The sequence below is a fragment of the Kribbella sp. NPDC051620 genome (assembly GCF_044453825.1).
In the GTDB taxonomy this organism is placed as follows: Bacteria; Actinomycetota; Actinomycetes; order Propionibacteriales; family Kribbellaceae; genus Kribbella.
This window is the reverse complement of record NZ_JBITDB010000001.1, coordinates 1,392,816-1,412,908: the sequence shown is the minus strand read 5'-3', so window position 1 is coordinate 1,412,908 and position 20,093 is coordinate 1,392,816. Positions and strand designations below refer to the sequence as shown.

The following is a 20,093-nucleotide window of genomic DNA, read 5'->3' as shown; positions in this document are numbered from 1 at the left end:
GAACAGGACATACCTTGTTCAAGCCCGCCGTTTCCTGTCCGGCCCCACATGATGTGGGCTCGGACAGCTGCTAGAAGGCCTGTTCGTCTTCTTCGTCTTCGTCCCAGGCGACTGGTGGGCCTGCGGGGACGGGGGCCGGGATTGCGGCCAGTTCCTCGTCGATGTTGGCGACCGCGCCGCTGAACTGGGCGTTGTAGAGGCGGGCGTAGGCGCCGTCGACTGCCAGCAGCTGGGCGTGGGTGCCTTGTTCGACGATGGAGCCGTTCTCCATCACGAGGATCAGGTCCGCGTCGCGGATGGTGGACAGGCGGTGGGCGATGACGAAGCTGGTGCGGTCGGAGCGCAGGGCGGCCATGGCCCGCTGGACCAGGACCTCCGTGCGGGTGTCGACCGAGCTGGTGGCCTCGTCGAGGATGAGCAGTTGCGGGTCGGACAGGAACGCGCGGGCGATGGTGAGGAGCTGCTTCTCGCCGGCGCTGACGTTGCTGCCTTCCTCGTCGATGACCGTGTCGTAGCCGTCCGGCAGGCTGTGCACGAATCGGTCCACGTACGTCGCCTTGGCGGCAGCGAGCATGTCCTCCTCAGTCGCGTTCAGGTTGCCGTACAGGATGTTGTCCCGGATCGTGCCGCCGAACAGCCAGGTGTCCTGCAGCACCATCCCGATCCGCCGGCGCAGGTCGTGCCGGGTCAGCTCGGTGATGTCCACGCCGTCGAGCGTGATCCGGCCGCCGTTCAGCTCGTAGAACCGCATGATCAGGTTGACCAGCGTGGTCTTGCCGGCCCCGGTCGGGCCGACGATCGCGACCGTCTGGCCCGGTTCGGCGACCAGGCTCAGATCGGTGATCAGCGGCTTGTCCGCGGAGTACGAGAACGACACGTGCTCGAACTCCACCCGGCCGTGCGAGTCGTTCAGCTTGGCCGGCGTCTTGTCCTCCGGTACCTGCTCCTGGGCATCCAGTACTTCGAACACCCGCTCGGCCGACGCCACACCGGACTGCAGCAGGTTCGCCATCGACGCCACCTGGGTGAGCGGCTGGGTGAACTGACGGGAGTACTGGATGAACGCCTGGACGTCACCCAGTGACATCGAGCCGTTGGCGACCCGCAGCCCGCCGAGCACCGCGATCACCACGTAGTTGAGGTTCCCGATGAACATCATCGTCGGCATGATCAGGCCGGAGATGAACTGGGCCCCGAACGAGGCCTGGTAGAGCTCCTCGTTCTTCTGCGCGAAGCTCGCCTCGATCTCCTTCTGCCGGCCGAACACCTTGACCAGCTCGTGGCCGGTGAAGGCCTCCTCGATCTGGCCGTTCAGCGCGCCGGTGTGCCGCCACTGGGCGACGAACCGGCCCTGCGACCGCTTCGCGATCACCGCCGTCAGGATCATCGAGATCGGCACCGTGACGAGGGCGATCAACGCCAGTACCGGCGAGATCACGAACATCAGCGTGATCACGCCGACCACCGTCAGCAGCGAGGTGAGCAACTGGCTCAGCGTCTGCTGCAGGCTGGTCGAGATGTTGTCGATGTCGTTGGTGACCCGGCTCAGCAGCTCACCGCGGGGCGCGCCGTCGAAGTAGCTCAGCGGCAGCCGGTTGAGCTTGTCCTCCACCTCGGAGCGCAGCTCGAAGACGGTCCGCTGGACCACGCCGTTGAGGATGAAGCCCTGCATCCACGACAGCAGGAACGAACCGACGTACAGGGCCAGCACCAGCATCAACACGTTGCGCAGGGCATCGAAGTCGATGCCGACGCCGGGGATCAGATCGATCCCGCCCAGCAGGTCGGCCTTCCGGTTGTCGCCGGAGGCCCGGAGCTGGTCGATCAGCTGCTGCTTGGTCTGGTCCTTGGGCAGGAGTTTGCCGATCGCGCCGGCGAAGATGATGTCGGTGGCGCGGCCGAGGATCTTCGGCCCGATCACCGACAGCCCGACGCTGGCGATCGCCAGCAGGATCACGCCGCCCACCTGCAGCCGGTGCGGCCGCAGCCGCCGGAGCAGCCGCTTGGCGGACGGGACGAAGTTCATCGACTTGTCCCCCGGGATGCCACCGGGTGGCCCGAAGGCGCGCCCGGTCGTGGGACGTTCAGTCGCCTTGACGGTCTCCGCCGGCTGGTCCTCGCCGGGGGTGTCTACCACGGTCTGATCGGTCATGCTGCTTCCTCCGCGGACCGCTGGGACTCCACGATCTCGACGTACGTCGGACAACTCTGGAGTAGTTCGTGATGGCTGCCCTTGCCGACGATCGCGCCGTCCTCGACCACGATGATCTGGTCGGCGTCGATGATCGTGGACACCCGCTGCGCGACGATCACCACGCACGCCTCGGCGGTAACCGGTCGCAGCGCGGCCCGCAGCCGGGCGTCGGTGGACAGGTCGAGTGCGGAGAACGAGTCGTCGAACAGGTAGATCTCCGGCTTGCGGACCAGCGCCCGGGCGATCGCCAGCCGCTGCCGCTGACCACCGGACACGTTCGTGCCGCCCTGCGAAATCGGCGCCTCCAGGCCGAGCGCCATCGACTCGACGAAGTCCTTGCCCTGGGCAATCTCCAGCGCCTCCCAGAGCTCCTCGTCGGTGGCGTCGGGGTTGCCGTAGCGCAAGTTGCTCGCGACGGTGCCGGAGAACAGGTACGGCCGTTGCGGGACCAGGCCGATCCGCTCCCACAGTGCCTCGGGCTCGATGTCGCGTACGTCGATACCGTCGACCAGCACGCGCCCACCGGTGGCGTCGAACAGGCGCGGTACGAGCGAGAGCAGAGTCGTCTTGCCTGCGCCGGTGCTGCCGATGATGGCTGTTGTCTGACCCGGCGACGCGGTGAAGGTGACGTCCCGCAGTACCGGCTCGGCCGCGCCCGGGTACTGGAAGGTCGCGGCGTCGAAGACCAGCTCGCCACGGCCGATGAAGTTCCTGATCGGCGTGACCGGCGGACGGACCGAGGACTCGGTGTCCAGCACCTCGCTGATCCGGTCCGCGCAGACCGCGGCGCGCGGCACCATGATCAGCACGAAGGTCGCCATCATCACCGAGAACAGGATCTGGATCAGGTAGCTGATGAACGCGGTCAGCTGGCCGACCAGCATCGCGCCGCTCTCCACCCGGGAGGCGCCGAACCAGAGCACCGCGACGGTGGACATGTTCAGGATCAGCATCACGACCGGGAAGACCAGCGCCATCAGCCGGCCCGCCGAGATCGCGGTGTTGGTGACGTTGGTGTTGGCCTCGCCGAAGCGCTGCGTCTCGTGCGGCTCGCGGACGAAGGCGCGGACCACCCGGATACCGGTGATCTGCTCGCGCAGCACCCGGTTGACCGCGTCGATGTTGACCTGCATCTTGCGGAACTGCGGCACCATCCGGCTGGCGATCAGCCCGATCGATGCCGCCAGCAACGGTACGGCGACGGCCACCAGCCAGGACAGGCCGGCGTCCTCGCGGACCGCCATGAAGATGCCGCCGATCATCGTGATCGGCGCCGCGACCAGCATCGTGCAGGTGGTCACCACCAGCATCTGTACCTGGGTGACGTCGTTCGTACTCCGCGAGATCAGCGTCGGCGCGCCGAACTGGTTGACCTCACGGGCCGAGAACTCGCCGACCCGGTGGAACACTGCCGCGCGCACGTCGCGGCCGAACAGGGCGGCCGTCTTCGCGCCGAAGTAGACCGCTGCCACCGTACAGACGATCTGCGCCAGGCTGATGCCCAGCATCCAGCCGCCGTTGCGGACGATGTAGCCGGTATCGCCCTTGGCGACCCCGTTGTCGATGATCTTGCCGTTCAGGCTGGGCAGGTAGAGAGAGGCGACCGTCCCGATCAACTGCAGGACGACCACCATGGACAGGTTGCCGGCGTACGGCCGTAAGTGCGTACGCAACAGGCGAAGTAGCATCAGCGGTCCCCGGGTTCGTGGATGCGGACACCGTCGAGCGCGAAGTCGACGATCTCCTCGGCGGTCATGGTCCGACCGTCCGAAATCAGTGGGTGGGTGGCGGCGAACGTCATCAGCCGCAGCCGGTGGACGACCTCGTCCGGCGTCAGCCGCAACTGGTCGGCGTCAGGTTTCAGGATGTCGGCGAGGGCGGCGTCGGCGCGCAGACCGTCGGCCCGCGCCTTGTCCCGCTCTTCGGGCGCGCCCTTCCAGTCCGGCCGTTGGTGCATCCGCATCGCCATGAAGAGCTTGAAGACCTTGCTCAACCGGCTCTGGGCGATCTCGACGGCGGCGACCATCCGCTCGCGCAGCGGCAGCAACCGGTCGACCTCGGCCAGCTCCGCCAGGTACGGCTCGACGTCGAAGGCGGTCTTGAAGGTGGCGTCGATCAGCGCGTCCTTGCTGCCGAAGGCGCGGAAGATGGTGCCCTCCGCGACGCCGGCCGCCTCGGCGATCTGCCGGGTGCTGACATCGACGCCGTACTTCTCCAGCAAGGGCATGGTCGCCGCGACGATGGCCGCGCGGCGCTCGTCGGGTGGCAACGGGGTTGCTCGTGGACTCACCCGGCGACAGTAACTGAGTGAGTACTCACTCACAACTCTTTTATTCGGTGTCGCGAGCTTGCGCCGGGTGGTTAGACTCGGGCGAGTACTTTTCGTATGGCATACCGGATCTAAGGGCGGCGAGCTTGACCTCTAGCAATGTTGAGGTTCTACGGTTCGGAACTGTCGGTGGTCAGGTGGATCATCGTTCTTCTCAAGTCCTCGACACCGGAGCCACACCGTGAGTATGGAAATGACCGCGTGGACCTCGATGTACCACGCCATGCACGCCCAGGACGAGAAACGTCCGTTCTCGAAGGTGACGCTGCGGCGGATCCTCGCCTTCGCCCGCCCGCATCGGCGCCAGTTGATCCTGTTCCTGGTGCTGAGCGTCGGCGCGGCGTTCCTCGCGGTCGCCACCCCGGTGCTGGCCGGCAAGGTGGTGAACGCGATCGTCGGCGGCGAGGAGTTCGGTCTGGTACTTCGGCTCGCGCTCCTGATCGCGCTGATCGCCGTCGCCGAGGCGGGCGTCGGGCTGCTGACCAGGTGGTTGTCGGCAGGCATCGGCGAAGGACTGATCCTCGACCTGCGGACGGCTGTCTTCGACCACATCCAGAAGATGCCGATCGCCTTCTTCACCCGGACCCGGACGGGCGCCCTGGTGTCGCGGCTCAACAACGACGTGATCGGGGCCCAGCGCGCCTTCAGCGACACGTTGTCGGGAGTGGTCAGCAACGTGGTCACCCTGGTGCTGACGCTGGTCGTGATGCTCGGGGTCTCGTGGCAGATCACCTTGCTCGCGCTCGTCATCCTGCCGGTCTTCGTGATCCCGGCACGCCGGATCGGAGCGCGGCTGGCCGGGCTGCAACGCGAGGCGGCCGACTACAACGCGACGATGAGCACCCAGATGACCGAGCGGTTCTCGGCGCCGGGCGCGACTCTGGTCAAGCTGTTCGGCCGGCCGGCCCGGGAGTCGCACGAGTTCGCGGTACGGGCGCGGCGGGTGCGGGACATCGGCGTGCGGACCGCGATGGTGCAGTGGGTGTTCGTGACCTCGCTGACGCTGGTCTCGGCGCTCGCGCTGGCGGTCGTCTACGGGCTCGGCGGGTTCTACGCGCTGCGCAATCAACTCGATGCGGGTGACGTGGTGGCGATGGCGCTGCTGCTGACCCGGCTCTACTCCCCCTTGACCGCGCTGGCGAGCGCGCGGCTCGAGGTGATGACCGCGCTGGTCAGCTTCGACCGGGTCTTCGAGGTGCTCGACCTGGAACCGCTCATCAAGGACAAGCCGGACGCGGGGGTCGTGCCGGCCGGGCCGGTCTCGGTCGAGTTCTCGAAGGTTCGGTTCGCCTATCCGTCCGCGGACAAGGTGTCGCTGGCCTCGCTGGAAGAGGTGGCGAAGCTCGATACGCGGGGTGGCGAGGAAGTACTGCACGAAGTGTCGTTCCGGGCCGAGCCGGGGCAGATGGTCGCGCTGGTCGGGTCGTCCGGCGCGGGCAAGTCGACGATCGCTCAGCTGATTCCTCGCCTGTACGACGTGGACTCGGGGTCGGTGAAGCTCGGTGGAGTGGATGTGCGCGATCTGACGGCGGAATCCTTGCGGGACACGCTCGGGATGGTGACGCAGGACGGGCATCTGTTCCACGACTCTCTCCGGGAGAATCTGCTGCTCGCCAATCCCGAGGCGTCCGAGGACGACTTCTGGGAGGCGTTGCGACGGGCCCGGCTGTATGACTTGATCCACTCGTTGCCCGATCAGTTGGAGACGGTCGTCGGCGAGCGGGGCTACCGGTTCTCCGGCGGTGAGCGGCAGCGGTTGACGATCGCGCGGTTGCTGCTGGCGCAGCCGCGGGTCGTGATCCTGGATGAGGCGACGGCCGCGCTCGACTCGACGTCGGAGGCCGCCGTACAGGCTGCTTTGGCGGAGGCACTCGAGGGGCGGACGGCGGTGGTGATCGCGCACCGGCTCTCCACGATCCGCGCGGCCGATCAGATTCTGGTGATCGAGGCAGGGCAGATCATCGAGCAGGGGACGCACACTGAGTTGCTCGCCGCCGGCGGGCGGTACGAGGAACTGCACCGGACACAATTCGAGCAAGCCGGAGATGTTCCGGTCGTCGCGGTCTGATCCAACTGGTAGTACGGCCTGATCCGACAGCTACTACAGGCAAGGGAGCGCGGCTTGGCAGGGTATGTGCACGCGGGGGCGCTGGCGGCTTTGGCAGCGGTGTTCGTCCCGGCCGATCCACCACGCGACAGCACGGTCGCCTTCTGGGACCCCTCAGGAGGCGACCTGCCGCTCGGCGTCGGTGAGCAGGCGACCCACGAGTTGGTGGTGAGGGACGGCGACGCCCTCACCACCCGTACTACCCGAGTCATCCAGTTGCCGATCGACCGCGCCGTACCGGTCCTCGGCCGCATCCGCACCACCCCAGGCGCCCACCCCGCGTCGGCCTTCTGGGGAGCCGTCTCCCTGATCGCCCTCCAGCTGGTAGCCCGAGGCCGCCTCCTCCCCGGCGTCTCCCCCGCCGGCCACGACGCCTGGCGAGCCGGCCCCCTCGACCCCACCGACATAGACCGAATCCTCAAGTTGGCAGAAGCCATCCCCTTCGAAGCCCGCTGCCTCCCCCTCCCCCGCACCCCAGACTCGCCACGGGATCCGGCGCGCATCGACCAGCCAACCCGCCAACCCACCGGCCGAGCGGTCGGCCAGCCCACTCCCCAACCCGCTGACCCTGCGGGGGTCGGCCAGCCCAACGCCCAGCCCGCCAGCCCGGCAGCCACCGACCAGCCCACTCCCCGCCCGACCACCTCGACGGGCGCCGATCAGCGCCCGCCTCAGCCCTCCGGCCAGCCGGCGCGCTCCGCCGCCAGCGTTCCTTCTGTGCCAATGGATTCCACTTTGCGTTCCCCAGTTGCAGCGCAGTTGCGGGTGCCGGTTGGGGAGGACTTGGTGCGGCAGTTCATTGATGCGGTGGCTGATGGGATGCCTCGGTCGCCGGGGGCTGTGATGGCTCATGGGACTGGGTTGTTTGCGGCTCGGCAGCCTCAGCAGGCTGCTCGGTTGCGGGGGTGGGCTGATGAGGTGTCGGCGGGGCTCGATACCGGGGTGCGGATCTCGCTGCGGATCGAGCTGCCTGAGTCGCTCGGGTTCCGGGCTGTGGTGCAGTTGCACAGCCTGAAGGATCCGACGCTGGTACGAGACGCCGCCGACGTCTGGGCGGAGGACGTGAGCGGCTTCGGCCCTCGCGCCCGCATCGATGCCACGCTCGCGATCCGGCGAGCCGCCCGCGTCTGGGCGCCGTTGAGCCGCTTGCTGGACTCCGCCGTACCGGACCGGCTGGAGCTGGCAGACGAAGAGGTCGCCGGCTTGCTCGCCACCGGCGCGCATCGACTGGCCGCGGCGGGCATCGAGTTGCACTGGCCACGCAGCCTCGGCCGCGAGCTGACCGCCCGCGCCGCGATCACCTCCGCCGACGGCCCACCGTCCGACATGCCCAGCTTCTTCGGCGGCGGCAAGACCCTCGACTTCAGCTGGCAAGTTGCTCTCGGCAACGATCCCCTGACCGAGGAGGAACTCGACCAGCTCGCCGAGGCGACCCGCCCAGTGGTCCGCCTCCGCGACCAGTGGATGCTCGTCGACCCCGAGCTCGCCCGCAAGGCCCGCGAGCGCATCCTCAAACCAGTCACCGCGATCGACGCCCTCGGCGCCGCCCTGACCGGCACCACCGAGGTCGACGGCCGGCAGATCGCCATCACCCCGACCCGCTGGCTCGACGAGCTCCGCGCCAAGATCGCCGACCCCGAGCGCTCCCAGGACCCGATCGAGCCACCGGCAGCCCTGCAGGCGACCTTGCGCGACTACCAGCTACGCGGACTCCGCTGGCTCGCCCGGATGACCGACCTCGGCCTCGGCGGCTGCCTCGCCGACGACATGGGTCTCGGCAAGACGATCATGCTGATCTCCTTGCATCTCCACCGCCAGCTCACCCCCGACACCGCCGGCCCGACCCTCGTGGTCTGCCCGGCCTCGCTGCTCGGCAACTGGGAGCGCGAGGTGCAGCGATTCGCGCCAGGCACTCCGGTACTGCGCTTCCACGGCTCCGGCCGCTCACTCGACGGCGCCGACGACGGGTTCGTCCTCACGACGTACGGGACTCTCCGCCGCGATGCCGCCCGACTGTCCCAGCACCGCTGGGCCCTCCTGGTCGCCGACGAAGCCCAGCACGTCAAGAACCCAACCTCCGGTACTGCGAAAGCCCTCCGAACCGTCCCGGCGCGTGCCCGAGTCGCCCTCACCGGCACGCCAGTGGAGAACAACCTCTCCGAACTCTGGGCGATCCTCGACTGGACAACCCCAGGGTTGCTCGGCCGGCTGAGCGTCTTCCGCACCCAATGGGCGCAGCCGATCGAGGCCGACAAGGACGAAGCCGTCGCCGAGCGACTCGCGAAACTCGTCAAGCCGTTCCTGCTCAGACGCCGCAAATCCGACCCCGGTATCGCCCCCGAGCTCCCGCCGAAGACCGAGACCGATCAGCCGGTCTCCCTCACCCGCGAGCAAGTCGTGCTCTACGAAGCAACCGTCCGCGAGCTGCTCGACGAAGTCGCCGCGAGCGACGCGATGGCCCGCCGCGGCCTGATCGTCAAGCTCCTCACCGGGCTCAAACAGATCTGCAACCACCCGGTGCAGTACCTGAAGGAGGGCGACGACGCCCGCCTCGCCGGTCGCTCCGGCAAGCTCGAACTGCTCGACGAGCTGCTCGAGACGATCATCGCCGAGGACGGCGCCGTGCTCGTCTTCACCCAGTACGTCGCCATGGCAAGGCTGCTCGAACGCCACCTCGCCGACCGCGGCATCGCCACCCAACTGCTCCACGGCGGCACGCCGGTGCGCAAGCGCGAGGAGATGGTCGAGCGGTTCCAGGCCGGCGAAGTACCGGTGTTCCTGCTGTCGCTCAAGGCGGCCGGCACCGGGCTCAACCTCACCCGGGCCGATCACGTCGTCCACTACGACCGCTGGTGGAACCCGGCCGTCGAGGACCAGGCGACCGACCGGGCGTACCGGATCGGCCAGACCCGGCCGGTGCAGGTTCACCGGTTGATTGCCGAGGGCACCATCGAGGACCGGATCGCCGCCATGCTGAAGAGCAAGCGCGCGCTCGCCGACGCAGTACTGACGGCTGGGGAGGCCGCCCTGACCGAGCTCACCGACTCCGAACTCGCCGACCTGGTCGAGCTGCGAGCCGCCCGATGAGCGGCGAGGAGGCGCGCGGGTTCCCGGCCTTCCCGGCGCAGGCGGGACGTAGTACGCGCGGGAAGTCATGGTGGGGACGCACCTGGGTGCAGGCACTCGAGGACACGTCGCTCGACCTGGGCCAGCTCCGCAAAGGCCGCCGTACGGCGAACACCGGGCAGGTCGGCACGATCACCATCAGCCCGGGACGCCTCGCGGCCACTGTCTATGCGCCCGACGACACCTACGAGGCCGTCGTACACCTCGATCGCCTCGACGACGGCGAATGGGAGCGGTTCCTCGACCAGGTGGCCGCCCGCGCCGGCCACATCGCGGCGTTGCTCGACGGCGAGATGCCCCACGACCTGATCGACGCCGCCTCCGACGCCGGCATCGCACTGCTTCCCGGCATCGGTGATCTCGACCCGTCCTGCACCTGCGACAGCTGGGAACTCCCCTGCCAGCACGCCGCCGCCCTCTGCTACCAGGCCGGCTGGCTGCTCGACGGAGACCCCTTCGTCCTGCTCCTGATCCGCGGCCGCTCCCGCGAGACCCTGCTGGACGACCTGCAACGCCGATCGTCCACCCCGCCTGCAGAGGACGGCGTACCGGCAGTCGCGAAGCCCTCGGCCGAAGAGGACGGCGTACCTGCGGTCGCCGCGGCCAAGCACGGTGGCGAGCTCCCCGACCCGCCGCCGCTCCCGCCCAAGCTCGTGATCGAGGACCTGGCAGTGAGCGGCATCCAGCCACTCGTCGACCTCGAGCCGGCCGCGTTGCCCTTGCTGGTCCTCGATGCCGCGAGGCGAGCCCGCGCCCAACTCAACGCGCTGCTCTCCGGCGCGCCGGATCCCTGGCTCCTCGACGAGTGGCAGGACAGCGTCCGCCTGGCCGCCGATTACCCGGTACTCCGTGAGCGGCTGTCCGCCGCGTGGGACCGGCCGGCCGCGCTAGCTCTCGGCGTACAGGCGTGGTCGTACGGTGGCGCAGCAGCCCTCGACGTCCTGGAAAACGTTTGGTCGCCTGACCCGGGTGACCTCGCCCGCGCCCGCACCGAGTTGCTGGCGGCCGCTGACGACGACATCGCGATCACCTCCGACCACAACCACCTCACCACCTCAGGATCGGTCCGCTGCCAGACCCGCCTCGACCACAGCGGCCGCTGGCACCCGTACCGGCTGGTCGACGACGAGTGGCATCCCGCCGGCCCACCCGACCGCGACCCCACCATCGCCCTCGCACCTCCGGACACCTGGTAGCGGCTGCCCCCTCCGCCTGATTGGTTGGTCCTCACTGGGGATGCAACCAACTTCGCCCCCGCAGGCGTGTCTAACCCGGTATCAAGGATCGGGGGAAACAGATGAGTGATCGGGACGCCGCATTCGAGGCGTACTTCACGGCGCGTTCCGGCGCCATGCGCGGCACGGCGTTCCTGCTGTGCGGCGACTGGCATCGGGCCGAAGACCTCGTGCAGCAGACGTTCACGAAGATCTATCTGGCCTGGCGCCGGATCGAACAGCGCGAGTCGATGGACAACTACACCAGGCAGACGCTGGTACGGACGTTCTTGTCCGAGCGGCGCCGGGCGTGGTTCCGGCACGAGTCGGTCGGGTCTGAAGCGGGTGATCGGGCCGCGCCGCCGGCCGAGCTCACCGAGGAGCGGCTGGTGCTGATGGAGGCGCTGGTGAAGGTGCCGCCGAAGCAACGCGCCGTGCTGGTCCTGCGGTACTGGGAGGACCAGTCCGTCGAACAGACGGCCGCTCTGCTCGATTGCTCGACCGGAAATGTCAAGAGTCAGGCCGCCCGCGGACTGGCGACGCTGCGGAGTCTGCTTGAAGGGGAGAAAGTTCGATGAACGAAGAGGATCTCAAAGAGGCGATGCACGACGTGATCGTGCGCAGCACCCCAGCGGAGTCGATGGATCCCGCACACGCTCTCAACCAGGGTCGCCGGGTGCGCAAGCGGCGCAGGGTGGCGTGGGCCGGGGCCGCCGTCGTGACGCTGACCGTCGGCGCCGTGGCCGGTCCCACCCTGATCGCGAACCTGGGTGACAACGGGTCGACCGGCCCGATGGTGGCAGGCGGGGGCACCCCCTCGCAGGCAGTGCCGACGACGGCAACCTCCGTCGTACCGACGCCGAAGTCAGGCTCCACCGTTTTGCCGTCAGCACCGACCACCCGCAAGACCGGCGACCCGTGGCCTGAGGGCCAGACCGACCGCACGGCGAGCGCGGGTCCACGCGCCGTCCGGGTCGGGGCACTGATGGCAGACCTGAGCTCATCGGTACCGGCGGGGTTCACCACGCCGAACCTGAAGTACCCGGACGGTCGCTCGGCTAGATGGCCCCAGGCCCAATATGCGTCGGCCGACGGGGAGCAGGACTACTGGGAGTACATGGCCACCATCCCGGTGCAGAAAGACAACCGGGTCGGTCGGCTGCTGGTCATGTCGACCACGCCCAATGGGAAGCCGGCGACCAGCCCGTGCAAGCTGGCGCTGACGTTCTGGGGCTCGACCGGTACCTGCGCCGTCGTGGACGTCGACGGCAAGAAGGTCGGCGTGGTGACGGGCGGGAAGGGCAGCGACTACGACCAGACCGCTGCCTACCGGTACGACGACGGGACCGTCGTGTTCCTCGCCCAGGCCAAGAAGACCGACCTCCCGGGCAAATCGCCGCTGACGCAGCCGGTCTTCACCACCCAGCAACTGGCCGAGCAGGTGACCTCGGCGAAGTTCAAGATCAGCGACTGATCACAGCCCCCCGTACGGCCCCCGCCTCGATCGCACCGGTCGAGGCGGGGGCCGTGTTTGTGACTCCCCGTACCGACGGGCACGGTCTGTCATCCGGCAACGCAGGACCTCGGTTCACGGTTAAAGGTTTTCCCTGAACTCGCCGAATCGCTTGCGCAGGTGCCTTGTATACATGAAACAGTCGACGGAACCGCTCCTACCGGGAGGACGAAATGCCCCGTCGAACCCCGTCGTCTCTGAACCGCTCCAGTTCGTTCATCCGCCGCCCGCTCAGCCTCACCGCACGCTCCGGCGCTGTGGTCGGGGTGATCGCGCTGGCGATCGTCGGAGCCGCGTGCTCACCGGTGGAGCCGGCCGCCGAGCAACCGAGTGGACAGAACGGCAGTACTGGTCAGGATGTCTTCGGTGATCCGGCGGATCCGGCCGCGGTGAAGAACGGCGGCACGCTGACCGTCGCGCTCTCGGCCGACCCGGACAAGCTCGACCCGACCCTGTCGCGCAGCCTCTACTCGCGGTACGTCTTCCACACCATGTGCGAGAAGCTGTATGACCTCGGCCCGGACGCGAAGATCGTGCCGCAGCTCGCCACCGCGTTGCCGACCGTCTCCCCCGACGGCCTCAGCCTCACCATCCCGCTGCGCGAAGGCGTGAAGTTCGCCGACGGCACCACGCTCGACTCGGCCGCGGTGAAGCTGTCGATCAACCGCGGCCTGACGCTGCCCGCTTCGGGCCGCAAGAGCGAACTCGGCCCGATCAGCTCGATCGAGACGCCGGATGCGAAGACCGTCGTCATCAAGCTGTCCAAGCCGTTCGCCCCACTCACCGCGGCACTCGCCGACCGGGCCGGCATGGTCCTCAGCCCCACTGCGGTGAACAAGCTCGGCGCCAACTTCTCCACCGCGCCGGTCTGCGTCGGCCCGTTCAAGTTTGCCAGCCGGGTCGCGCAGAACTCGATCAAGGTCGTCAGGGATCCGCTGTACTACGACGCCGCCAAGGTCCACCTGGACGCGATCGAGTACCGGATCATCACCGACTCGAGCATCCGCTCGGCGAACCTCCGCTCGGGTGATGCCCAGGTCGCCGACTCGTTGTCGAGCCAGGACGCGCCGACCCTGCAGAAGGACAGCAGCCTGACTGTGCTGCAGTCCCAGTCGCTCGGCTATCAAGGGCTGACGATCAACATCGGCAACGCCGACGGCATCGGCAATCCGACCAAGCAGCTCGACACCCCGATCGCCAAGGACCCGCGCGTCCGGCAGGCGCTGGAGGCGTCGATCGACCGGGAGGCGCTGGTCAAGTCGATCTTCAACGGGTTGAACACGGTCGCCTGTTCGCCGATCTCGCCGAAGAGCGAGTTCAGCTCGGATGCCGCGCAGAAGTGTCCGCCGCACGACACGGCGAAGGCGAAGGATCTGCTGAAGCAGGCGGGCGTCGCCACTCCGTACAAGGTCTCGATGATCACCTCGAACAACCCCGACAGTCTGCGGCTGGCGCAGGCGTTGCAGGCGATGGTGAAGGAGGGTGGATTCGACCTGGTGATCAAGCCGGTCGAGTACGCGTCGCTGCTCGACCAGCAGGACCGTGGCGACTTCGAGCTGTTGCAGCTCGGTTGGTCGGGGCGGGTCGATCCGGATGCGAACATCTTCAACTTCGTCGGCTCCGAGGGCAGCCAGAACGTTGCCGGCTACAACAGTCCGGAGGTCGACAAGCTGCTCACCGACGCGCGGCAGTCCAAGGACCAGGCACAGCGGGTCCAGCTCTACGGGCAAGTCGTCACCAAGCTCCAGCAGGACGACCCGCTGATCTACCTCTACCGCCAGCGCAACCTGACCGGCGTCACCAAGAAGGTCCTCGGGGTCCAGACCTTCCCCGACGGCGTCATCAGGACAGCCTTCGCGGGCTACGCCAAGTGACCCGGCCGCCGACGCCCCTCCTGGAGCCGGATCTCGCCGTGCGCCTGCTCGGCGAGGAGTTCGAGGCATGAAGCGGTACCTGGTCGGCCGGCTCTGGCAGTCGCTGGTGACCTTGCTGCTGGCAACGATCGTCGTGTTTCTCGGGGTGCGTGCGCTGCCGGGAGATCCGGCGCTCGCGCTGGCCGGAGAAGATCGTGATCCGGAGTCGTTGCGGGCGATCCGGGAGCAATATGGTCTGGACGACTCCATGCTCGTTCAGTTCTGGCAGTTCGTCAGCCACGCGGCGCGCGGCGATCTCGGCCGCTCGATCAGAACGGGAGAGAGCGTGACCTCGATGCTCTCCAGCGCTCTCCCCGTCACGATCGAGCTCTCCGCCCTCGCGATCTTCGTCGCCGCCCTGCTCGGAGTCGGCGCCGGCGTGGTCGCCGCCGTACGCCGCGGTCGTCCCGCGGAATGGGCAGCCAATGCCCTTGCCCTGCTGGGCTTGTCGGTCCCCAACTTCTGGCTCGGCCTGATGGCGATCCTGTACCTGTCGGTTGCCCTCGGCCTGTTCCCCGCCTCCGGCTTCGTACCGTTCTTCGACAACCCGATCGACAACCTCCACCACCTCGTTCTGCCCGCGCTCATCCTCGGTACCGGGCTGGCGGCGGTGATCATGCGCCAGACCCGATCGTCGATGCTGGACGCGCTCTCCGCCGACTACATCCGCACCGCCGAAGCCAAAGGCCTGCCACCGCGAGCCGTGATCGGCCACCACGCACTCCGCAACAGCCTGATCGTGGTCGTCACGATCGTCGGCCTCCAGCTAGGCGCCCTGATCTCCGGCGCCGTCGTGACCGAGCGCATCTTCGCCCTCCCCGGCTTCGGCAAGCTCACCGTCGACGCCGTCTTCCAGCGCGACTACCCCGTGATCCAAGCGGTGGTACTGGTCACCGCGACGGCGTACATCGTGATCAACCTCCTGGTCGATCTCCTGTACTCCGTCATCGACCCGCGCATCCGGGTGCGAGGTGAAGCCTGATGGCCGTTGCCGACACCACCATCACCACCGCCCCGGTCACCTCCCGTCGCCGCAAGGTGGTCCGCCGGATGCTCCGCAACCCACTCGCGATCGCCGGCCTCGTCGTCCTCGCGATCGCCGTGCTGGCCGCCGCCTTCGCGCCGTGGCTCGCACCCCACGAGCCAACGCTGACGCATCTGGACCGGGCCTTCGCGCCACCGGGTACCGCGGGATACCTACTCGGCACGGACGATCTCGGCCGCGATGTGTTGTCCCGGATCATGTTCGGACTGCGCGCTTCCCTCCACGTCGGGTTGCTCGCGGTCGCGACCTCGCTGCTGATCGGCGTACCGCTCGGCCTGATGGCTGGGTACTTCCGGGCGATCGACGCGCTGATCTCACGGTTCACCGATCTCGTCCTCGCGTTTCCGTTCCTGATCCTCGCGGTCGGCCTGGCCGCGATCCGGGGCGCGAGCCTCGGGAACGCCGCGATCGCGATCGGGATCGCTCAGATCCCCGGCGTCATCCGGATCGTCCGGTCGGAAACGCTGCGGCTGAAATCTCTGGACTTCGTTTCTGCCGCGATCGTCGACGGCGCCGGAGATGTCTGGGTGCTCGGCCGGCACATCCTGCCGAACGCGGCCTCGGTGATCATCGTCCAGGCGACCGTGGCGATCCCGGCGGCGATCTTGGGCGAAGCGGTGCTCTCGTTCCTGGGTCTGGGGATCCAGCCGCCGGCGCCGAGCCTGGGCACGATGCTGTCCGACGCGCAGCAGTTCGCGACCCGGGCGCCTTGGGCCGCGGTGATGCCGGGTGTGGCGATCATGCTGCTGACGCTCGCGTTCAACATCGTCGGCGACAGCCTGCGCGATGCCCTCGATCCGAAGGCGAGCCGTCGATGACCGGGTCCGTGCTCGAGGTCAAGGATCTCTCGGTCACCTTCCGCACCGAGGACGGTCCGCTGTCGGCCGTCGATCACGTCAACCTGCAGGTCACCGACGGCGAGGTGCTGGCGATCGTCGGCGAGTCTGGCTGTGGCAAGAGCGTGACGGCGATGAGTTTGGCCGGGCTGCTCCCCCGGTCGGCTTCCGTGGAAGGCTCGGTGCGGCTGGACGGCGTGGAGTTGATCGGTGCGGACAAGCGGACGCTTCGGTCGATCCGCGGGCGGGAGGTGGCGTACATCTTCCAGGAGCCGATGACGTCGCTGAATCCGGTGTTCACGGTCGGGTACCAGATCAGCGAGGTGCTGCGGATCCACATCGGGCTGTCCAAGCAGGCTGCTCGCAAGCGGGCGGTCGAGTTGCTGAAGCTGGTCGGGATCTCGTCGGCGGAGCGGCGGGTCGACGATTATCCGCATCAGCTGTCCGGTGGGATGCGGCAGCGGGTGATGATCGCCATGGCGGTCGCGTGCGATCCCAAGGTGCTGATCGCGGACGAGCCGACCACCGCGCTCGATGTGACGATCCAGGCGGGGATTCTCGATGTGCTGCGGGCGCTGCGGGAACGGCTCGGCACGAGCGTCGTGTTGATCACGCATGACCTGGGGGTGGTCGCCGATCTGGCTGATCGGGTGGCGGTCATGTACGCGGGACGGGTGGTCGAGACTGCGGAAGTACATGAGCTGTTTGCGAAGCCTCAACACCCTTATACAGCTGGGCTTCTGGGTGCGTCGCCGTCGGCTGGGCGGCATGCGGGGACTGATCGGCTCAACGAGATCCCTGGGTTGGTACCGGTGCTGGCCGAGCAGCCGGACGCTTGTACCTTTGCGGACCGGTGTCCGCGGGTTGTTGACGTCTGCCGGGCTCAGCAACCCGTGCTGACCGCTGGTGTGGCCTGCTGGAATCCGGAGGGCAGATGACCGAGTACGCGCTGGAGCTTGAGAACTTGGTGATGCACTTCGGGCCGGTTCGTGCTGTCGACGGGGTCTCGCTGCGGATCCCGAAGGGGTCGGTCGTCGCGCTGGTCGGGGAGAGCGGCTCCGGGAAGTCCACGGTCGGCCGCTGCATCGTCCGGCTGCTCGAACCGACCGAAGGCACCGTCCGGCTCGCCGACGCCGACATCACCCACCTCAACCGCCGCCAACTCCGCCCGCACCGCCGCAACGTCTCAATAGTCTTCCAAGACCCCGCCGGCTCCCTCGACCCCCGCTTGACCGTAGGAGACATCGTCGGCGAGCCCCTCCGCCTCATGCGGCGCAACCGCCGAGGTCGCGCCGCCGACCCGGCCGGCTCCAGCGAGCAGCGCGCCGCAGTCGCCGACGCAGGTCCCAGCCGGCTGCCCGCAGCCGGGGGCGGCGAGGCGGCCGGGGCCCGGCGGGGCGACATCAACGCTGCAGTCGCCGATGCGCTTCGGCGGGTTGGGTTGAGGGGGGAGGTGGCTCAGCGGGCGCCGCATGAGTTGTCTGGGGGGCAGCGGCAGCGGGTGAGTATTGCTCGGGCGTTGATCTCGTCGCCTCGGTTGCTGGTGGCTGATGAGCCGACCAGTGCGCTGGATGTGTCGGTGCAGGCGTCGGTGCTCAACCTGTTGGCTGACCTGCAACGGGACCTGGGGTTCGCCTGCCTGTTCATCACCCATGACCTGTCGGCAGTCGAGTACCTGGCGGACGAGGTAGCGGTGATGTACCTGGGGCAGCTGGTCGAGCAGGGGCCGCGGGAGCGCATCTTCGGCGTACCGGCTCATCCGTACACCCAGGCGCTGCTGTCGGCGGCTCCCGTGCCCGATCCGTCCACCCAGCGGGCGCGGCGACCGGTGCTGCTGGGGGACGACCTACCGTCGGCTATAGACCCGCCCGCCGGCTGCCGGTTCCACACGCGCTGTCCGGTGGCGATCGACAAGTGCAGCACCGTCGTACCGGAGTCCAGGGTGATCGGAGAGGGTGGACACCGAGTCGCCTGTCACCTGGTCGGCGACGATGGCAGCGGACCCGACGTACGCGATCAAGCAGACACCACTAGAGGAGTTGCTCGATGACCTTCACCACCCGGCCCACTCTGCGCGGCACGTTCGGGATGGTCTCGTCCACGCACTGGCTGGCGTCGCAGTCCGCCATGCGGCTGCTGGAGCTCGGCGGCAACGCCTTCGACGCAGCCGCGGCCGCCGGGTTCGTGCTGCACGTCGTGGAGCCGCACCTCAACGGCCCTGGTGGTGAGGTACCGGCGATCATCGCTACCGCGGCCGACCCGACTCCACGGGTGCTGTGCGGGCAGGGAGTGGCTCCGGCGGGCGCCACGATCGAACACTTCAAGGGGCTCGGGTTGTCGCTCATCCCGGGCTCCGGGCCGCTGGCGGCCGCAGTACCGGGTGCTGTCGACGCCTGGTTGCTACTGCTCCGAGACCACGGCTCACTGCCGCTCCGGACGGTACTGGAACCAGCGATCGGGTATGCCCGCAACGGGCACCCCGTGCTCGCTCGAGTGGGCGACACGGTCAATACCGTGCGGGAGCTGTTCACGGAGCACTGGCCGACGTCTGCCGAGCTGTGGTTGCAGGGTGGCGAGGCGCCGCGCGCCAACGAGTTGTTCCGCAATCCGGCGTACGCCGACACGCTCGAGCGACTGGTCATCGCGGCCGAGGAGGCCGGTGCGGACCGGGTCGCGCAGCTCGAGCGGGCCCGTACTACGTGGCGCCAAGGGTTCATCGCCGAGGCGATCGACCGGTTCTCGCGGCTGCCGCACCGCGATTCGAGCGGTGAGGACCACGCCGGGCTGATCACGGGTGACGACGTGGCGTCGTACGAGGCGAGCTGGGAGGAACCGGCCACCTTCGACTGGCACGGGCACACGGTCGCCAAGACCGGCCCGTGGGGTCAGGGGCCGGCGCTGCTGCAGTCGCTCGCTGTCCTGGCCGAGCTGGGCGACCCGTCGGCGCTTGATCTGACGAGTGCGGAGGCCGTCCACACGACGACGGAGATCACCAAGCTGTCCTATGCGGATCGGGAGGCCTGGTACGGCGATGGCGTCGACGTACCGCTCAAGACGCTGCTGTCGCCGGGGTATGCGGCCGAGCGGGCGGCGTTGGTCGGCGCAGCCGCGTCGTACGAGATGCGGCCGGGTAGCCCGGATGGGCGGGTACCGCGGCTGCCTGCGCTCGTGGCGGGGGTTGAGGGGGACGCGAGTACTGGGGAGCCGACTGTGGCGCCGGATGGGGTTACTCGCGGGGACACGTGCCATGTCGATGTGATCGACCAGTGGGGCAATGTCATCTCGGCTACCCCGAGCGGTGGGTGGTTGCAGTCGTCTCCGACGATTCCTGAGCTGGGGTTCTGTCTGGGGAGCCGGTTGCAGATGTTCTGGCTGGAGGAGGGGTTGGCGTCGTCGCTCGCTCCTGGGCTGCGGCCGCGGACTACGCTCACGCCGACGCTGGTACTACGGGACGGCGCGCCGGTACTGGCCTGTGGGTCACCCGGTGGCGACCAGCAGGACCAGTGGCAACTGCTGTTCCTCCTGCGTCATCTAGCGGGCGGGCAGGATCTGCAGGAGGCGATCGATGCGCCTGCTTGGCACACCACTGCGTTCCCGTCGTCGTTCTACCCGCGCGGCGCAGTACCGGGCAACCTGACGCTGGAGAGCCGTCTGGGCCCGGTGGTCCGCGACGCATTGATCAGCAAGGGCCACCAGGTCGTCGAGTCGGACCCCTGGAGCCTCGGCCGCCTCTGCGCCGTCTCCCGCACCCCAGACGGCGTACTAGCCGCAGCAGCCAACCCCCGAGGAATGCAGGGCTACGCCACCGGCCGCTAA

The 20,093-nt window shown here is 68.4% G+C and carries 14 protein-coding genes; 11 read left to right on the top strand and 3 right to left on the bottom strand.

What is annotated here, in order from left to right:
* Window positions 1-70 precede the first annotated feature (70 nt).
* From ACIA12_RS06190 to ACIA12_RS06180, 3 genes are read right to left on the bottom strand one after another with little or no spacing between them, the layout of a single operon-like run.
* The gene (locus ACIA12_RS06190) at window positions 71-2,152 is read right to left on the bottom strand and encodes an ABC transporter ATP-binding protein (protein WP_396365712.1); all 2,082 of its coding nucleotides are present in this window, start codon (window positions 2,150-2,152) and stop codon (window positions 71-73) included.
* Window positions 2,149-3,882 carry an ABC transporter ATP-binding protein gene (locus ACIA12_RS06185; RefSeq protein ID WP_396365711.1) on the bottom strand — a complete coding sequence of 578 codons (1,734 nt, stop codon included), beginning with the start codon at window positions 3,880-3,882 and terminating at the stop codon, window positions 2,149-2,151. Before ACIA12_RS06185 ends, ACIA12_RS06190 begins: the two co-directional genes overlap by 4 nt.
* Window positions 3,882-4,484 carry a TetR/AcrR family transcriptional regulator gene (locus ACIA12_RS06180; protein WP_396365710.1) on the bottom strand — a complete coding sequence of 201 codons (603 nt, stop codon included), beginning with the start codon at window positions 4,482-4,484 and terminating at the stop codon, window positions 3,882-3,884. The genes ACIA12_RS06185 and ACIA12_RS06180 overlap by 1 nt, the downstream gene beginning before the upstream one ends.
* A 232-nt stretch (window positions 4,485-4,716) precedes the next feature.
* Between ACIA12_RS06180 and ACIA12_RS06175 the strand changes: the two genes are divergently transcribed.
* From ACIA12_RS06175 to ACIA12_RS06125, 11 genes are all read left to right on the top strand, one after another.
* Window positions 4,717-6,591, top strand: a complete 1,875-nt coding sequence (locus ACIA12_RS06175; RefSeq protein ID WP_396365709.1) for an ABC transporter ATP-binding protein — start codon at window positions 4,717-4,719, stop codon at window positions 6,589-6,591.
* A 54-nt stretch (window positions 6,592-6,645) separates the two neighbouring features.
* Window positions 6,646-9,717, top strand: a complete 3,072-nt coding sequence (locus ACIA12_RS06170; protein WP_396365708.1) for an SNF2-related protein — start codon at window positions 6,646-6,648, stop codon at window positions 9,715-9,717.
* Window positions 9,714-10,952, top strand: a complete 1,239-nt coding sequence (locus tag ACIA12_RS06165; protein WP_396365707.1) for an SWIM zinc finger family protein — start codon at window positions 9,714-9,716, stop codon at window positions 10,950-10,952. The genes ACIA12_RS06170 and ACIA12_RS06165 overlap by 4 nt, the downstream gene beginning before the upstream one ends.
* 101 nt (window positions 10,953-11,053) lie before the next feature.
* Complete coding sequence (locus tag ACIA12_RS06160; RefSeq protein WP_396365706.1) at window positions 11,054-11,548, top strand: SigE family RNA polymerase sigma factor; 495 nt, start codon at window positions 11,054-11,056, stop codon at window positions 11,546-11,548.
* Window positions 11,545-12,444: a hypothetical protein gene (locus ACIA12_RS06155; protein WP_396365705.1), complete on the top strand. Its 900-nt coding sequence runs from the start codon at window positions 11,545-11,547 to the stop codon at window positions 12,442-12,444. Before ACIA12_RS06160 ends, ACIA12_RS06155 begins: the two co-directional genes overlap by 4 nt.
* A 212-nt stretch (window positions 12,445-12,656) precedes the next feature.
* Window positions 12,657-14,357, top strand: coding sequence for an ABC transporter substrate-binding protein (locus ACIA12_RS06150; protein WP_396365704.1), 1,701 nt, complete (start codon window positions 12,657-12,659; stop codon window positions 14,355-14,357).
* Between the two features lie 67 nt (window positions 14,358-14,424).
* A complete protein-coding gene (locus tag ACIA12_RS06145) occupies window positions 14,425-15,378 on the top strand; it encodes an ABC transporter permease (RefSeq protein ID WP_396365703.1) in 954 nt (317 codons plus the stop codon).
* Window positions 15,378-16,259, top strand: coding sequence for an ABC transporter permease (locus ACIA12_RS06140; protein WP_396365702.1), 882 nt, complete (start codon window positions 15,378-15,380; stop codon window positions 16,257-16,259). Before ACIA12_RS06145 ends, ACIA12_RS06140 begins: the two co-directional genes overlap by 1 nt.
* Entirely contained in the window at window positions 16,256-17,215 is a 960-nt protein-coding gene (locus ACIA12_RS06135; RefSeq protein ID WP_396365701.1) for an ABC transporter ATP-binding protein, read from the top strand. Before ACIA12_RS06140 ends, ACIA12_RS06135 begins: the two co-directional genes overlap by 4 nt.
* Window positions 17,212-18,327, top strand: coding sequence for an ABC transporter ATP-binding protein (locus tag ACIA12_RS06130; protein ID WP_396365700.1), 1,116 nt, complete (start codon window positions 17,212-17,214; stop codon window positions 18,325-18,327). The genes ACIA12_RS06135 and ACIA12_RS06130 overlap by 4 nt, the downstream gene beginning before the upstream one ends.
* Window positions 18,324-20,093 carry a gamma-glutamyltransferase family protein gene (locus ACIA12_RS06125; protein ID WP_396365699.1) on the top strand — a complete coding sequence of 590 codons (1,770 nt, stop codon included), beginning with the start codon at window positions 18,324-18,326 and terminating at the stop codon, window positions 20,091-20,093. The genes ACIA12_RS06130 and ACIA12_RS06125 overlap by 4 nt, the downstream gene beginning before the upstream one ends.

What these genes read in the sequence shown, in the direction of transcription:
- ACIA12_RS06190 (WP_396365712.1), bottom strand. Translation starts at nt 2,152, where the DNA reads ATGACCGATCAGACCGTGGTAGACACCCCCGGCGAGGACCAGCCGGCG.
- ACIA12_RS06185 (WP_396365711.1), bottom strand. Translation starts at nt 3,882, where the DNA reads ATGCTACTTCGCCTGTTGCGTACGCACTTACGGCCGTACGCCGGCAAC.
- ACIA12_RS06175 (WP_396365709.1), top strand. Translation starts at nt 4,717, where the DNA reads ATGACCGCGTGGACCTCGATGTACCACGCCATGCACGCCCAGGACGAG.
- ACIA12_RS06165 (WP_396365707.1), top strand. Translation starts at nt 9,714, where the DNA reads ATGAGCGGCGAGGAGGCGCGCGGGTTCCCGGCCTTCCCGGCGCAGGCG.
- ACIA12_RS06160 (WP_396365706.1), top strand. Translation starts at nt 11,054, where the DNA reads ATGAGTGATCGGGACGCCGCATTCGAGGCGTACTTCACGGCGCGTTCC.
- ACIA12_RS06155 (WP_396365705.1), top strand. Translation starts at nt 11,545, where the DNA reads ATGAACGAAGAGGATCTCAAAGAGGCGATGCACGACGTGATCGTGCGC.
- ACIA12_RS06150 (WP_396365704.1), top strand. Translation starts at nt 12,657, where the DNA reads ATGCCCCGTCGAACCCCGTCGTCTCTGAACCGCTCCAGTTCGTTCATC.
- ACIA12_RS06145 (WP_396365703.1), top strand. Translation starts at nt 14,425, where the DNA reads ATGAAGCGGTACCTGGTCGGCCGGCTCTGGCAGTCGCTGGTGACCTTG.
- ACIA12_RS06140 (WP_396365702.1), top strand. Translation starts at nt 15,378, where the DNA reads ATGGCCGTTGCCGACACCACCATCACCACCGCCCCGGTCACCTCCCGT.
- ACIA12_RS06135 (WP_396365701.1), top strand. Translation starts at nt 16,256, where the DNA reads ATGACCGGGTCCGTGCTCGAGGTCAAGGATCTCTCGGTCACCTTCCGC.
- ACIA12_RS06130 (WP_396365700.1), top strand. Translation starts at nt 17,212, where the DNA reads ATGACCGAGTACGCGCTGGAGCTTGAGAACTTGGTGATGCACTTCGGG.
- ACIA12_RS06125 (WP_396365699.1), top strand. Translation starts at nt 18,324, where the DNA reads ATGACCTTCACCACCCGGCCCACTCTGCGCGGCACGTTCGGGATGGTC.